14 protein-coding genes are annotated in these 14,366 nt (G+C 64.8%); 7 read left to right on the forward strand and 7 right to left on the reverse strand.

Annotated elements, in window-relative coordinates; translation table 11 throughout:
* The first annotated feature begins 114 nt into the window (after nt 1-114).
* Nucleotides 115-978 (forward strand): helix-turn-helix domain-containing protein, encoded by an 864-nt coding sequence (locus K3555_RS14245; RefSeq protein ID WP_259986297.1) that lies wholly within the window; start codon nt 115-117, stop codon nt 976-978.
* A 117-nt stretch (nt 979-1,095) separates the two neighbouring features.
* Here K3555_RS14245 and K3555_RS14250 read toward each other — a convergent pair whose 3' ends face one another.
* The 4 genes from K3555_RS14250 to K3555_RS14265 all read right to left on the reverse strand — a co-directional run bounded on the left by K3555_RS14250 (nt 1,096) and on the right by K3555_RS14265 (nt 4,848).
* Nucleotides 1,096-1,869: an SDR family oxidoreductase gene (locus K3555_RS14250; protein WP_260005827.1), complete on the reverse strand. Its 774-nt coding sequence runs from the start codon at nt 1,867-1,869 to the stop codon at nt 1,096-1,098.
* Entirely contained in the window at nt 1,866-3,338 is a 1,473-nt protein-coding gene (locus K3555_RS14255) for a carnitine 3-dehydrogenase (protein WP_260005828.1), read from the reverse strand. The genes K3555_RS14250 and K3555_RS14255 overlap by 4 nt, the downstream gene beginning before the upstream one ends.
* Before the next feature lie 152 nt (nt 3,339-3,490).
* Entirely contained in the window at nt 3,491-3,823 is a 333-nt protein-coding gene (locus K3555_RS14260) for a hypothetical protein (protein WP_260005829.1), read from the reverse strand.
* Nucleotides 3,824-3,930: 107 nt separating this feature from the next.
* The gene (locus tag K3555_RS14265; protein WP_260005830.1) at nt 3,931-4,848 is read right to left on the reverse strand and encodes a 3-keto-5-aminohexanoate cleavage protein; all 918 of its coding nucleotides are present in this window, start codon (nt 4,846-4,848) and stop codon (nt 3,931-3,933) included.
* Nucleotides 4,849-4,981: 133 nt separating this feature from the next.
* On the opposite strand from K3555_RS14265, the gene K3555_RS14270 reads away from it, so the two are divergent.
* Nucleotides 4,982-5,965, forward strand: coding sequence for a GlxA family transcriptional regulator (locus tag K3555_RS14270; RefSeq protein ID WP_260005831.1), 984 nt, complete (start codon nt 4,982-4,984; stop codon nt 5,963-5,965).
* Nucleotides 5,966-6,230: 265 nt separating this feature from the next.
* On the opposite strand, the gene K3555_RS14275 is transcribed toward K3555_RS14270, so the two are convergent.
* A complete protein-coding gene (locus K3555_RS14275; RefSeq protein WP_260005833.1) occupies nt 6,231-7,274 on the reverse strand; it encodes an aldo/keto reductase in 1,044 nt (347 codons plus the stop codon).
* 122 nt (nt 7,275-7,396) lie between these two features.
* On the opposite strand from K3555_RS14275, the gene K3555_RS14280 reads away from it, so the two are divergent.
* The 5 genes from K3555_RS14280 (at nt 7,397) to K3555_RS14300 (ending at nt 11,649) form a co-directional block, all read left to right on the forward strand.
* Complete coding sequence (locus K3555_RS14280) at nt 7,397-7,798, forward strand: rhodanese-like domain-containing protein (RefSeq protein ID WP_129371620.1); 402 nt, start codon at nt 7,397-7,399, stop codon at nt 7,796-7,798.
* 21 nt (nt 7,799-7,819) lie between these two features.
* Entirely contained in the window at nt 7,820-8,611 is a 792-nt protein-coding gene (locus K3555_RS14285; RefSeq protein WP_260005834.1) for an alpha/beta fold hydrolase, read from the forward strand.
* Between the two features lie 93 nt (nt 8,612-8,704).
* Nucleotides 8,705-9,499 (forward strand): hypothetical protein, encoded by a 795-nt coding sequence (locus K3555_RS14290; protein ID WP_311199984.1) that lies wholly within the window; start codon nt 8,705-8,707, stop codon nt 9,497-9,499.
* Nucleotides 9,500-9,710: 211 nt separating this feature from the next.
* Nucleotides 9,711-10,316 (forward strand): YceI family protein, encoded by a 606-nt coding sequence (locus K3555_RS14295; protein WP_260005839.1) that lies wholly within the window; start codon nt 9,711-9,713, stop codon nt 10,314-10,316.
* 109 nt (nt 10,317-10,425) lie between these two features.
* Nucleotides 10,426-11,649, forward strand: a complete 1,224-nt coding sequence (locus K3555_RS14300) for an MFS transporter (protein WP_259986313.1) — start codon at nt 10,426-10,428, stop codon at nt 11,647-11,649.
* A 140-nt stretch (nt 11,650-11,789) separates the two neighbouring features.
* Here K3555_RS14300 and K3555_RS14305 read toward each other — a convergent pair whose 3' ends face one another.
* Together K3555_RS14305 and K3555_RS14310 are read right to left on the reverse strand one after the other, a co-directional pair.
* On the reverse strand, nt 11,790-13,502 hold the full coding sequence (locus tag K3555_RS14305; RefSeq protein WP_259994284.1) for a flotillin family protein: 1,713 nt from the start codon (nt 13,500-13,502) through the stop codon (nt 11,790-11,792).
* Nucleotides 13,503-13,561: 59 nt separating this feature from the next.
* Nucleotides 13,562-14,296, reverse strand: a complete 735-nt coding sequence (locus tag K3555_RS14310) for a YqiJ family protein (RefSeq protein WP_260005841.1) — start codon at nt 14,294-14,296, stop codon at nt 13,562-13,564.
* Between the last annotated feature and the right edge of the window lie 70 nt (nt 14,297-14,366).

Consider the following 14,366-nt stretch of genomic DNA (forward strand, 5'->3'; position numbering starts at 1 on the left):
TCTGCCTCCTGCTGTTTTCCGATAAGTGCTTGTTTCCAAACTACCCCGGACCGCAGCTGTGCAGAATTCCGAATGCGGTTAACAAAATCCAGCAGATGTGATAATTTCAAACATATGATAGAAAATATCGACAAACGGGTGCGGGCCGCACAGTTCCGGCAAAGACTGAACCGGGCGCTGCGCGACAGCGGCCTCAGCCAAAGCGCCCTGGCCCGCGCCGTTGGCGTCGACCGATCAACCATATCGCAGCTTTTGACGGACGAGGGCGCGCGGCTGCCGAACGCCCATGTGGTCGGCGCCTGCGCAGGCGCCCTTGGGGTCTCTGCCGACTGGCTCCTCAGCCTCTCGGACCGGCCCGAAAGTGCGGCGGAACTGCTGGCCTCCAGCCTCAGCCTCAGCGAGGCCCCCCGTGCGCTGGTGGATGAGCGGATCTTTGAATGGCATCAGGAGGCGCTCGGCTACAAGATCCGCCATGTGCCCGCCGCCCTGCCCGATATGCTGAAAACCCGCGCGTTGCTGGAATGGGAATACGCGCCGCATCTGGGCCGCACCGCCGATCAGGCCATCGGCGCCTCCGAGGACCGCCTCACCTGGATGCGCCAGTCGCCTTCGGACTATGAAATCGCCATGCCGCTCTATGAGCTCGACAGTTTTGCCCATGGCGTAGGATACTACGAAGGCCTGCCGCTGGCGATCCGGCTGGAACAGCTGCAGCAATTCGAGCGCCTCTGCGAGCAGCTCTACCCCCGCCTGCGCATCTACCTGTTTGATGCCAAGCGGCTTTACTCGGCACCGGTTACGCTCTTCGGCCCGCTTCTATGCGTGTTCTATGCCGGCACGCATTATCTGGCCTTTCGCGACAAAGAGCGGATCGCGACCTTCACCAGTCATTTCGACAATCTGGTCCGCGAGGCGGACATTACAGCGCGGCAATTGCCAGGGCGGCTCCGGGCGCTGCGGGCGGCAATCAGCGGTTAGCAAGCGCTTCACAGCCGGCCCGGCCAAAGGCCGGGCCGCGCCCCGCAGGGGCGCCCAGGCTCAAGATGCGCCAGCATCTTGAGCCACCAGCAGCCCGCGCCCCGCCAGGGGCGCGCCTCACAGTTTCGGATCCGGGTTCTCGGTATGGCCGTCCACCGCGATCACCTGCCCCGACACCAGCCGCGCCGCATCCGAGCCGAGAAACACCGCCATATTGGCAATGTCCCGCGCCTCGACAAAGGACCGCATCGAGGTGCCAGAGGCATAGCCATCATAGACCTGATCGCGGGTCATGCCCTTGGCTGCCGCCTCGCGCTCCAGCACGCCCTCCATCCGCGGGCCTTCCACTGCACCAGGGCAGATTACATTGGCGCGGATGCCAAAAGGGCCAAGCTCCATCGCCAAGGTCTTCATCAGCCCGATCACCGCCCATTTCGCCGAAGCATACGGCGCCCGGTTGGGATAGCCGTACAGCCCAGCGGTCGAAGACGTCACGATGATCGACCCGGCCCTCGCTGCCTTCATCAAAGGCGCTGCATATTTCGCCGCCAGAAAGCAGCCCTCCAGGTTGACGCTCACGCATTTGCGCCAATCCTCCAGCGCGATATCCTCAATCAGCGCGGTCGGCCCGGCAACACCTGCATTGGCGCACAGCACATCCAGCCCGCCCCACTCCCCGGCGATCTCTTCAAACAGCGCCTTGACCCCGGCCTCGTCGGTGGCATCCACTGCCGTTGCCCTCCAGCCCTCCGGAACATCCGACAGGCTGACAGCACTCACATCCGTGATCCAGACCTGATGCCCGGCAGCGGCAAAGCCCTCGGCCATGGCCCGGCCGATGCCGGAGCCGCCGGCCGTGACCAGAACCCGGCTCACCCGGTCCGGACTCATCTCGGCGCTCCAATCGCGCGGCCCAGCCCCTCTGGCGCGGGCAAGACGGCGTGCGCCTCAGCCAGTTTTGCCAAATTGGCCTCGATATGCGCCGCAGGCGGGGCCGAGCGGCGGGTCGCAAGATCCACATGCAGCAGCATATGCTCCCCGGTCGCCAGCAACCGTTCACCGGAATACATCTCGTGCCACAGGTGCATCTTCTTGCCCGCGCCCATGATCACCCGCGTCCGCACCTGGATCGGATCACCCGCATGCACCTCGTCGATGTGGCGGATATGGGTTTCGGCGGTGAAATAGCTGCCGCCGTTGGCGATATAGTCCGCATCGCAGCCGATGATCATCATCAGCCGGTCGGTGGATTGCGCAAAGGCATCCAGATACCGGCTCTCGGTCATATGGCCGTTGTAGTCGGTCCAATCCAGCGGCACCACGCGGCTTTGGGTCAGCACCGGCTGGCTCAGGTCCTCAAGATCCGCAACCGAACTTACCAGCCCGGCTTCGCCCTCACGCCCCTTGTCATGGGCATTCTGCAGCGCACCCGCACCCCAGTCGTTGTTGCCAAGGGCCCGCATCATGCCGACCAGATTGTCGTCGCGGATCTGCTCCATCTTGCGGATCGGCAGATGGCCGGATTGCGCATCCGACTGGCCTGCGATCAGATCCACCAGCTCGTCATTGAACTCGGGCACATCCATCAGCTTGGTCCAGGGCCACGACAGGCAAGGGCCGAACTGCGCCATGAAATGCTTCATGCCCGCTTCGCCGCCCGCAACGCGGTAAGTGTCAAACAGCCCCATCTGCGCCCAGCGGATGCCAAAGCCGTAGCGGATGGCGTTGTCGATCTCCTCGGTGGTGGCAATGCCGTCCTTGACCAGCCACAGCGCCTCGCGCCAGACCGCCTCCAGGAAACGATCGGCCACATGCGCGTCGATTTCCTTTTTCAGATGCAGCGGGTACATGCCCAGCCCCAAGATGATCTCCTTGGCCCGTTCAATCACACCTGCCGGATTGGCCGCCGTTGTGACCAGTTCCACCAGCGGCAGCAGGTAGACCGGGTTGAAGGGATGCGTCACCACGATCTGCCCCGGCGCTTCGCGCCCGTCCTGCAATTGCGACGGCTTGAAGCCGGAAGTCGAAGAGCCGATCACAGCATCCGGTGCGCAAAAAGCCTGCAACTGCGCATAGACTTTCTGCTTCAGATCCAGCCGCTCCGGCACGCTCTCCTGAACCCACTCCGCGCCGTCCACGGCTTCGGCAATGGTGTCATGGAACGTCAGGCTGCCCTCTGCCGGCAGCGCCACATTGCCCAAGCCGGGCAAGGAGCGCCGCGCATTGCCCAGCACTTCGCTGATCTTGCGCTCCGCCTCCGGGTCCGGGTCAAAGACCCGCACATCCCAGCCGTTCAGAAGGAACCGCGCGGCCCAGCCGCCGCCGATTACGCCGCCGCCGATGATTGCTGCTGTTTTCATGGTTTCATTCTCCGAGAATCATTGGCTCGTGGATCGCACGAGCGGCGCGCGTTGCCTGAACGCGCATGACTTTTCCGCCCGCTGACTGGCAGGCGGCATTGTTTTTCTGCTGAGTGTAAGTGCGCTGAATAGGAAGCGCTGACAAACCTGCCCTAGATCAGAAACGGCAGGATGCTGAACACCGGAAAACCGCACAAAAAGGCGGCGCCCGCTATCCGCCCCGGCGACAGAAACTTCCGCAGGACCAAAGCCAGGCCCGAACCCAGGCCAATAACTCCGGCACCAAGCCAAGTACCGACCGCGATACCGATCACCGGCGGGAGAACCGTACTTGCCAGCATCTCCTCCGGAATGCCCATCGCAATTGCGAACCCGGCCAAGAACAGCGCCAGTGCCGCCAGCGGTCCTTTCCACCAAGCGGCCTCCGATTGCAGGAAGGCGGTCAGCGAAACGATCGAAGCGGCAAAGAACGGAAAGAAGATCATGCATGCAAATTATCCATTTCCCCGTCGGTTGCAATCCAGAATTGCGCCGCCCGGTGCACAGGGGGTGTACAGACGGTGCACGCGTGTCACCCCCCCTTGCACCCCGCTTACTTCGCCGCCGGCGCGCGCTTGGTCAGCCCCAGCTTCTCGCGCACCTCCGCCGGTCCCATCAGCTTGCTGCCCATACTCTCGATGATGGTGCCAGCCCGCTCCACCAGCTGCCAGTTCTCCGCCAGCTGACCCTTACCGAGCCACAGATTGTCCTCCAGCCCGACCCGCACATTGCCGCCCGCCAGAACTGACGCTGCCACATAGGCCATCTGATCCCGCCCCAAGGAGAACGCCGACCAGTTCCAATCGCCGGGCACATTGTTGACCATCGCCATGAAAGTATTCAGATCATTCGGCGCCCCCCAGGGCACCCCCATGCACAGCTGCACCAGGGCGGGGCTGTCCAGAATACCCTCCTTCACCAGTTCCTTGGCAAACCACAGATGGCCGGTGTCAAAGGCCTCGATCTCGGGCTTCACCCCCAGATCGGTCATCATCTGCCCCATTGCCCGCAGCATGCCGGGCGTGTTGGTCATCACGTAATCGGCTTCGGCAAAGTTCATGGTGCCGCAATCCAGCGTGCAGATCTCCGGCAGGCATTCCGCCACATGCGCCATCCGCTCGGTGGCGCCAACCATATCGGTGCCCGCCGGGTTCACCGGCAGCGGGCTTTCGGTGCTGCCAAACACCATATCCCCGCCCATGCCGGCGGTCAGGTTCAGCACCATATCGACCTCAGAATCGCGGATCCGGTCGGTGACTTCGCGGTACAGCGCCAGATCACGGCTTGGCGCGCCGGTCTCCGGATCGCGCACATGGCAATGCACCACAGCGGCCCCGGCCTTGGCCGCGGCAATGGCGCTGTCGGCGATCTGCGCAGGCGAACGCGGCACATGCGGGCTGCGGTCCTGGGTGCCGCCAGAGCCGGTCACGGCACAGGTGATAAAGACGTCCCGGTTCATTTCCAGAGGCATTTTGCTTTTCCCTTCAATGTACAGGGTTTTGCCGCGGGTTATCCCCAGGCTCTTCCCCAGATTCTGATTTGCGCTATGGGCAACCTTGCCGCAGCCTTTGGGCCTGAACTTTACACCAGGCGAATCGAAGTTGATGAAATCCGCAAAAAACATCCTGCAGCCCGAGCATCAGCCGCTGAAAACCGCGGTACTGGTCTTGGATGAATGCAACACGCTGTCCTTTGCGGCTGCCGTTGACCCGATGCGCGCCGCCAACCGGCTGGCCGGGCGCGCGGCCTTCGACTGGGATTATGTCAGCGCCACGAACGAGCCGCCGATGCTGACCAGCGGTCTCACCGTGCCCAGCTTTCCACTGGCCCGGCTGCAGGGCTGCGAGCTGCTGATCGTTGTGGCGGGCTTTCAGCTGGCGCGCCACGCCACCCCCAGCCTGCTGGCAGGCCTGCGCCGCATCGCCGCCACCGGCGCCGCAATCGCAGGCATCGACGGCGGCCCCTGGCTGATGGCCGAGGCCGGGCTGCTGGACGGCCATCCTGCCACCAACCACTGGGAGGATCTGGAAAACTTCGCCAGCCGCTTCCCCGAGGTTGACGTCCGCAACGACCGTTTCACCGTCTCCGAAGCCCGCCTGACCTCCGGCGGCGCCACCCCCGCGATTGAGATGATGCTGCACATCATCGGCGCCCGCCACGGTGCCGGCTTTGCCGCCCGCGTCGCCGGGCTGTTCCTTTACGATGGCCCCGCCGCAGAACCGCGGCCGCAAAGCCGCCTGGGCGGCCACAAGCACAATGCGCTCACAGCCAAGGCCAACGCGCTGATGGAGGCCGCATTGGACGAACCGCTGCCGCTCAGCGCCCTTGCCGAGACCCTTGGCACCAGCCCGCGCAGCCTGCAGCAGCAGTTCCGCCTGCGGCTCAACACCACGCCGCAGGACCACTACCTGCAGCTGCGCCTCGCCGAAGCCCGCCGTCTGGTCACCGACACCGACCTGCCGCTGATGGAGGTGGCCATCGCCACCGGCTTCACCTCGCAATCCAGCTTTGCCCGCGCCTTCCGCACGGCCCACGGCACCTCTGCCCGCGATTTGCGCCAGGAACAGGCAAGGCCTACAGCGCACTGACCGGCAGCCCGGCCTCGCGGGTCCAGGGCCGCGCAGCACCGTTCACTCTTGACGCGCAATTCTTGAATACAATTGCAATGGCGTTTCAGGGCATGGGCGCCGCCCGTTCGGCCCTGAAACCGTCCCCCGGACGGTTCCCCGACGGGCCTCACCCCTAAAGCGCCTCTCAGCGGACCTCCTGCGCTGCGCAGCAGCGCCCGGCCCAACCGGCCAAGGGCATGTCAATGCCCGCAGACTGGGCGGGAGCCCCCGCCCGATGCGCCGCTCAAAACGGCATCGGATGCGCCCGGTGCGCAGCATTGATCTCATTCACCACCTCCTGGCCCAGCTCCAGTTCCACCGATTTCAACGCATGCTCCAGCTGCGGCAGATGCGTGGCGCCAAAGATCGCCGAAGCCATGAACGGCCGTGTGCGGCACCAGGCCAGCGCCATATGCACCGGGTCCAGCCCGTGCCGCTTGGCGATCTCCAGATAGGCCGCCACAGCGTTATAGACCCGCGGCGAATGCCGCCCGCCCAGTTCCGGATTGATGGCTTTGCGCGAGCCTTCGGGCACCGCCCCGTCCTGATACTTGCCGGTCAGCAGCCCGGTGCCCAGCGGCGAAAACGCCATCAGCCCCACGTCTTCATTGACGCTCAGCTCTGCCAGATCGGTGTCATACAGCCGGCAGACCAGTGAGTATTCATTCTGGATTGAGGCCACCCGCGGCCCGCCGCGCGCTTCTGCGATGCGCAGCCATTGTGCCGTGCCCCAGGCGCTCTCGTTCGACAGGCCAAAGGCGCGGATGGTGCCGCGCTCCACCTCGCGCTGCAGCGCCTCCAGGCAATCCTCCATATTGGCCAGCGTCTCTTCCCGGTTCTGGGAGGACGGATCATAGCTCCAGTTCTGCCGGAACATGTAACTGCCCCGGTTCGGCCAGTGGAACTGATAGAGGTCGATGTAATCGGTCTTGAGCCGCTTCAGCGACGCTTCAATTGCGGGCGCAATAGTCCTGGACGAAATCGGCGCCCCGTCCCGCACATGCTGCATCCCCGCGCCGGAATGCTTGGTGGCCAGGATGTACTCGCCCCGCCGCCCGGTCTGCGCATTCCAATTGCCGATGATCCGCTCGCTGTTTCCCAGGGTCTCCGCACTTACCGGGTTCACCGGATACATCTCGGCGGTATCAACAAAGTTCACGCCGCCCTCCAGCGCCCGGCCGATCTGCGCATGGGCCTCGGCCTCCGGCGTCTGGGTGCCGAAGGTCATCGTGCCCAGGCACAGTTCGGACACCATCATGCCGGTGCGTCCCAATGGGTTCAGTTTCATGCCGCGCGCTCCCCTGTCCTGGATTTGCCTGCGACCCTAAGGCCCTGCCCGGGAAGTGCAAGCCGCTTGCACATAGGCGGCAAACCGGCCAGCCTCTGTGCAACTTAAGGAAAGGATACCCGATGCCACAGACCATAACCAAGGGCGTCAAGGCGCTGCTGGCCGAGGCAAACAGCCTGGTGGAAACCATGGCTGTCGAGGAGGCCAAGCAGAAGGTTCTGGACGAGGATTACGTCTTCATCGACCTGCGCGACATCCGCGAGCTGCAGCGCAGCGGCATGATCCCCGGCGCGTTTTCCTGCCCGCGCGGCATGCTGGAATTCTGGATCGACCCGGACAGCCCTTATCACAAACCGGTGTTCAACCAGGACAAAACCTATGTGTTCTACTGCGCCAGCGCCTGGCGCTCAGCCCTCAGCGCCAAAGCCGCGATTGAGATGGGTCTGAAACCGGTGGTGCATCTGGAGGGCGGCTTTACCGAATGGGCCAAACAGGGCGGCCCGGTTGTCCCCCGCGAGGGTTAAGACCTGCCGGGGCCGTATGCAGTGAAGCCTGCCATCGAGACCATCCGGCGGCATGGCCGCCCGCCTTTTCCGGTTGCCGTGCTGCATGGCGGCCCCGGCGCGGCCGGAGAAATGGCGCCGGTTGCCCAAGAGCTGGCAACCCGCGGCTATGGCGTGCTGGAACTGTTGCAAACGGAAGCATCCATTGCCGGACAGATTTCCGAATTGCGGCAGCAGCTGGAGACCGCCTGTGGCGGCCCGGCGGTTCTGATCGGATTTTCCTGGGGCGCCTGGCTGGCCTGCCTGCTGGCAGCCCGGCATCCGGCGCGGGTCTCGAAACTGGTGCTGATTGGCAGCGGGCCGTTTTCGGATGAATTTTCCGCAGGCATACAAGCAGCCCGGCAGTCCCGGCTGCCGCCAGCGGAATGGCAGGAGCTGAGCGCATTGTTCCGCGGATCCGGTCTCGATACCCCCGAGGGCCTGGAGCGCGCGCTGGAGCTGCTTGAAAAAGCCGAGGCCTATGCGCCTGCCGGGCTTCGCCCTGCACCCATCGCCTTTGACCGCAGCATTTTCGAAGGCGTCTGGCCGGAAGCGGCCCGGATGCGGCGCTCTGGCGGACTCCTGCGCGCGGTTGCAAAAATCCGCTGCCCGGTCGCAGCCCTTCACGGTGATCATGACCCCCACCCGGCAACAGGCGTGGAACTGCCGCTGCGGGGCCTCCTCCCGGATTTCACCTTTCGCCTGCTACAGCGCTGCGGCCACAAACCATGGATCGAGAAACATGCCAGAGCCGGCTTCTTCCAAGCGCTGGAGGACACGCTTGCCCTGGCCTGACGGCATGTACCGGCCCGCCATAAGCCCGGCCTGCCATAAGCCCAGCCTGGTTCAGCACTTGAGAACAAAGCGGGAACATGTCATGTTGTTCTCATGCCGACTCACCTGCTCACCCGCCGCCGCCACAGATCCCGCCCGGCCCTGTCCGTGATGGAGGAGGTTGCGCTGGAGCATGGCCGCGTGCACGAGGCCTGCGGCCCTGCCCGCGGCAGTTTTGCGCTGTGGCTGGCCGCCGCCGCGCAGGACATCGCGCCGGGGCCGGTCCTGTGGCTGCCGCCGCCGCAGGGCGGCAAGCAGCTGAACCCGGACGGGATAGCGGAATTTGCCAGCCCCGCCCGCTTCCTGTTCGTACAGGCCGCCCGGGCCGAGGATCAGCTTTGGGCCATGGAGGAAGCCTTGCGCAGCGGTGCTGCGGCGCTGGTGGTGGCAGAACTGGCTGAGCCGCCCGCCATCACCCCGGTGCGGCGGCTGCATCTGGCGGCAGAGGCAGGCGGGCGCTTCGGCCCGGCGCCGTTGGGCCTGCTGCTGACCCCCGGCACAGGCGGCGCCCAGGGCATCGAAAGCCGCTGGCACCTGGCGCCTGCCCATCCCCCTTTGCCCCATGATCTCTTGCCCCCTGACGTGCCTGCACACAGCCCCCCGCCCGGCCCGGCCGGGGATGGCGCAGCAAAGACCCGGAAGTGCTGGACCTTGCAGCGCCTGCGCGCCCGCACCCTGCCGCCCCGCGGCTGGCAGATCACCCAGGCCGCTGGCAGCTGCCTGCTCCGCTCTGCTTCGTGCCGCCCTGCCACCCGCACCGCAGCCCCGTACGCCCAAGACGAGCCCCAGTGCCTTGACGATGCCCTCCCGCGCCCGCAGGCGGGCCTGGCTGCGCCAGTACCGCCTTAGCGGCCTTGGGCCCGGCACCGGGCTATGCCCGGTGCCGGGCCCAACAGGCAGAGGCTTTTGCCAAAAAGCTGATGCCTGGCGGGAGCCCGCCGCCGCGTCACAGGCTCCCCCCGCGAAAGTGAGCAGCCTGCGGCGGAAAATCCGGATAAGCTCAAGGTGCGGCATCGGAAACGCCATGTAAAAGCGCTATGCAACCGGAGAAGAAGCCCCCATGAGCAATCACAGGATGCACCGGCGGAGCCTGATCGCCTGCCTTGCGGCCAGCCTGCTAGCCCCGCAAAGGCTGCCCGCAGCGATCCTGCCTTACCGCCTCATTCCCGATGCCACCGACGTGCGCTTTACCTTCCGGCTCAGCGGCCAGCCGCAGCAGGGGCGGATCCCGGTCCGCGCCGCCCGCATCCGGATCGATCCGCAGAACCTGGCCCGCAGCCAGGCCGATATCACGCTTGACGCCAGCCGCGCCCGGACCGGGCTGATCTTTGCCACCGAGGCGCTGAAAAGCCCCGGCGTGCTCAACACCGCGCGCTTTCCGGAAATCCGTTTCCGCTCCACCGGCGTCCGCCTCGGGCCTGACGGACGGCTTTCAGGCGGCGCGCAGATCGGCGGCGAACTGACCCTGCGCGGAACCACCCGGCCGCTGACCTTGCAGGCGGCGCTCTACCGCCGGCCCGGCACCGCCGCCAGCGATCTGCGCGAACTCGACGTGCATCTCAGCGGCAGTCTCAGCCGCGCGGCCTTTGGCGCCACCGGTTATCCGGATCTGGTCGCCGACCGGGTCACCCTCGCCATCAAGGCCCGGATCCGCCAGGCGGGCTGACCCCCGGGGCCGCGCCCGGTGCCGAAAAACACCGCCGCGCAAGAATACGACACCGCAATGACGGAAACCGGCTGGCAATGCCGCCGCAGCCTGTCATGGTCGGGCCGTTATGCGCCTGATCATCTCCTTTGCCGCCCTGTTTCTTTCTGTCATCCTGCTGCAGCTGTCGACCGGAGGCGTCGGCCCGCTCGATGCTATCTCGGGCCTGACGCTGAATTTCACCAAGGAGCAGATCGGCCTGCTCGGCTCGGCCCATTTCTTTGGCTTCTTCATCGGCTGCTGGTGGGCGCCGCGGCTGATGGGCAATGTCGGCCATTCCCGCGCCTTTGCGGTCTGCACAGCACTGGGGGCGATGGGGCTCTTGGGTCATACGCTGACGGAAAATCCCTATGCCTGGGCAGCGATGCGGATTGCCTCCGGCCTTTGCGTGGCCGGCGCCTATACGGTGATCGAGGCCTGGCTCAACGCCAAGGTCACCAACGAGAACCGCGGCCGCGCCATGGGCACCTACCGGATTGCCGATATGAGCGCCTCGCTGGCGGCGCAGCTGATCATCGCGGTGCTGCCGCCAGCGGTCTATATCTCCTACAACCTGCTGGCCGTGATTTGCTGTGCGGCGCTGCTGCCCCTGACCCTGACCAAGGCCAGCCAGCCGGAAACCCCCGATGCGCCGCGGCTGCGCCCCAAGCTGGCCTGGCGCTGTTCGCCGCTGGCGGTGGCGGGGGTGATCGTGGCGGCACTCAGCTCGGCTTCGTTCCGGATGGTCGGCCCGGTCTATGGCCAGGAGGTCGGCCTGGAAATCGGCCAGATCGCCTTTTTCCTCGCCGCCTTTGTGCTGGGCGGCGCGCTGGCGCAATACCCGATGGGCTGGCTGGCCGACAAATACGACCGCCGCTGGGTGCTGATCTGGCTTTCCGTGGCTGCCATCGTCAGCTGCGCTGTCACCATGGCTGCCAGCGGCACCGGCACCCTGGGGGTGATGCTGGCGGCGGGGTTCTTCGGCTTCACCACCTTCCCGATCTTTTCGGTTTCCGCCGCGCACGCCAACGACTTTGCAACATCGGAAGAGCGGGTGGAACTGGCAGCAGCGCTGATGTTCTTCTTTGCCCTGGGCGCCATTGCCAGCCCCTATGTCTCCTCAACGCTGATCAGCTTTTACGGGCCGCCTGCCCTGTTTGCCTATGTGGCCTGCGGCCATGTGCTGCTGATCGCCTTTGGCCTTAGCCGGATGAAAGTGCGCCCGACCCCCGAAGAACGCACCAATTATGTCTATGCGCCGCGTACGTCCTTTACTATCGGCCGCCTGCTGAAACGCTCGCGCGGGAGGCAGTGAAACAGGTCAGCATCTCTGCCTGATTGTTTCGCGCGCGAAACATTCCGGCAGCAGCATTGACCCTTTAAGGATCTGTTTACGCTTAAGAAAAAGGGGCCGGAAAACTCCGGCCCCTTTTGATGTTCCAGGAAGCTGAATAATCAGCTCTCAGCCGCGGCGTCATTTGGCGCCGGACCTGCCGCAGCGCCATTCAGCCGCGGCACATCAGAACCTTCAACCGCCTCCGGCTCAACACCCAGCGCCTGGCTGGCCACACCGCTGACACCGTTTTCCATCGACAGGCCCAGCTCCTCGCCCAGCTTCTTCAGCGCGGGCATCTGCACCGCCATGCCCATGATCGAGTCGAGCGCCTGATTGACCACCGGTTTCTCGGCGCCGGTGCCGGCCCCAGCCGCCGCATAAGGCGCACTGCCGCCGATACCGCTGACCTGGTGGATCTTGATCGAGTCGATCTTCTCGGCCGGCTTCACCATCTCGGAGATTATCGCAGGCATCGCCTCGATCCGCGCCATGTCGATCTTCATCCGGATCAGCTCAGCCGACAGCGCGTTCTCGGATTCAACAATTGCGCGTTTGCCTTCTGCCTCGGCCAGCATGTCGTTCTTCTTGGCCTCGGCCCGGATGTTGAGCGCATCAGCCTCGGCCTGGGCTTCTTCACGGCGCGCTTCGGCACGGTCCGCAGCCGCGTCTTTTTCGGCTTGGGCCGCCAGACGGATACCAGTTGCCTGACGCTCGGCTTCGCGGGTGGCTTCGATCAGCGTGATCTGCTTCTGGCGCTCGGCCTCGGCCACTTCACGGGCGGTTGCCACCGCCTCGGTTGCCTTGGTGGCCTCGGCCCGCGCCAGATCCGCCGACGCACGGGCGCGGCTCTCTTCCTCGGATTTCTGCTGAATGATGATCTGGCGTTCCTGTTCTGCAACCTCCAGCTCGCGCTCCTTGGTGATTTCGGCGTCGCGGATCTTGCGCTCCCGTTCGATCTCGGCAGAGCGGATGGCCTCTTCACGTGCGATCCGCGCACGCTCGCTCTCGCGCATCGAATCCTCGCGCCGCTGCGCCACTTCGGACTCCTGCGCGGCCTTCATGGTTTCGATCTGCTGCAGCTGCGAGATCTTGGCCTGCTCTTCATCCTGTTCAATGGTCAGACGCTGACGCTCGGCCTCCATCGCGGCGCGGCGCACCGAGACCTGGGTATCCGCGTCGATTTGCGCACGCTCCTTTTTGGACTGGGCGATCACCTCGGCCAGTTTGCGCATGCCAACGGCGTTAAAGGCGTTGTTTTCGTCCAGCGCCTCAAACGGGGTCTGGTCCAATGCGGTAAGCGACACGGATTCCAGCGACAAACCGTTTTTCAACAGGTCCTCAGAGACTGCATTCTGCACCTCCTGCACAAAATCGGCGCGTTTTTCATGCAGCCCGTCCATGGTCATCTGCGCAGCCACAGCACGCAGGCCGTCGATCAGCTTGCCCTCGATCATCTCGCGCAGCTGTTCGACGTCAAAGGTGCGGTCGCCCAGGGTTTGCGCGGCGCGGGCAATGCCCTCAGCCGTTGCCATCACCGAGACGTAGAATTCCACCCCCACATCCACCCGCATCCGGTCCTGGGTGATCAGCGCGGCGTCACCGTCCCGCTTCACTTCCAGGCGCAGGGTTTTCATGTTGACGGGGCTGACCTCATGCAGCAGCGGCACAACAATGGTGCCCCCGTCCATGATGACCTTTTTGCCGCCAGCACCGGTTTTCACCAGGCTGATTTCACGGGTGGCCCGGCGGTAGAGACGGCCCAGAACCAGGCCGAAGATGAGAAGAAAGATAAGAATGCTCGCCACGACGATGAGCAGGAATTGAAATTCCATGCGGAATACTCCCTTGGATAATTGGATTTGTGAGTTTTGGTTTCGGTTGTTCGGACAAGTCAGTCCGAGAGAGGGATCAGCACAAACCGGTCCTTGCGGCGGTCGCGCATCACCAGCACTTCGGTGCCCTGGTACAGCTCCTCGCCCGCAGCAAAAGGTTCGGCGCGCAGGTAATGGGCATTGCCATAGCCATCAGTGACCCGCACCTCGGCAGGGCGGCCCTGCGCGGCGGTGCCTTGGGTGATCACCCCGCGGCGGCGGCCCAGGCTGCGCACCGACAAGGCCTCGGTCTCGGTCTGCGGCAGCAGCCGGGCAAACATCCCGCCAAAGCCGCGTGCGAACCACAGGCCAAAGGCGCCGGCAGGCAGCCCCGCCATCCAGGCCGGTGCGGCAAAGCCCAGATAAGACGTCAGCACCATCTGCAGGCCAATACCGCTGAGGCCAAAGCCCATCAGCAAGGCCGCGAGCCAGATCAGCGCCGGCATCCGCCCCAGACCCAGCCAGGACGCCAGACCGCCCGAGGCATCAGCTGCACCGGCGCTGTCCGGCGCGTCCACACCGTCCAGATCCGCAAGGTCAACGCCTCCCAGATCTCCAAGATCACCCAGGTCGCCGGCATCCGGAAACGCCCCGATTTCCGCGCCATCCGCCGCGTCCAGCCCTGCGTCGCCATCGCTGCCGATCAGACTGCCGCCCAGCAAAAGCGCCAGCAGCTCCAGAACTGCCAGTCCGCCCAACAGGGCCAGGGCAAGGGTGAACGGCGCAAATGCGCCATCGAGAAGAAAGTCAAACACCTATGGGCGGCTCCTAATTGTATGCATTGGTATACAATGCAGATGGTAACGCCCTCGTGAACTTTCAAGG

The organism is Leisingera sp. M527 (assembly GCF_025141525.1).
Classification (GTDB): Bacteria; Pseudomonadota; Alphaproteobacteria; order Rhodobacterales; family Rhodobacteraceae; genus Leisingera.

Coding starts and splice junctions, on each gene's coding strand:
- K3555_RS14245 (WP_259986297.1), top strand. CDS start 115: ATGATAGAAAATATCGACAAACGGGTGCGGGCCGCACAGTTCCGGCAA.
- K3555_RS14250 (WP_260005827.1), bottom strand. CDS start 1,869: ATGAGTCCGGACCGGGTGAGCCGGGTTCTGGTCACGGCCGGCGGCTCC.
- K3555_RS14255 (WP_260005828.1), bottom strand. CDS start 3,338: ATGAAAACAGCAGCAATCATCGGCGGCGGCGTAATCGGCGGCGGCTGG.
- K3555_RS14260 (WP_260005829.1), bottom strand. CDS start 3,823: ATGATCTTCTTTCCGTTCTTTGCCGCTTCGATCGTTTCGCTGACCGCC.
- K3555_RS14265 (WP_260005830.1), bottom strand. CDS start 4,848: ATGCCTCTGGAAATGAACCGGGACGTCTTTATCACCTGTGCCGTGACC.
- K3555_RS14270 (WP_260005831.1), top strand. CDS start 4,982: ATGAAATCCGCAAAAAACATCCTGCAGCCCGAGCATCAGCCGCTGAAA.
- K3555_RS14275 (WP_260005833.1), bottom strand. CDS start 7,274: ATGAAACTGAACCCATTGGGACGCACCGGCATGATGGTGTCCGAACTG.
- K3555_RS14280 (WP_129371620.1), top strand. CDS start 7,397: ATGCCACAGACCATAACCAAGGGCGTCAAGGCGCTGCTGGCCGAGGCA.
- K3555_RS14290 (WP_311199984.1), top strand. CDS start 8,705: ATGCCGACTCACCTGCTCACCCGCCGCCGCCACAGATCCCGCCCGGCC.
- K3555_RS14295 (WP_260005839.1), top strand. CDS start 9,711: ATGAGCAATCACAGGATGCACCGGCGGAGCCTGATCGCCTGCCTTGCG.
- K3555_RS14300 (WP_259986313.1), top strand. CDS start 10,426: ATGCGCCTGATCATCTCCTTTGCCGCCCTGTTTCTTTCTGTCATCCTG.
- K3555_RS14305 (WP_259994284.1), bottom strand. CDS start 13,502: ATGGAATTTCAATTCCTGCTCATCGTCGTGGCGAGCATTCTTATCTTT.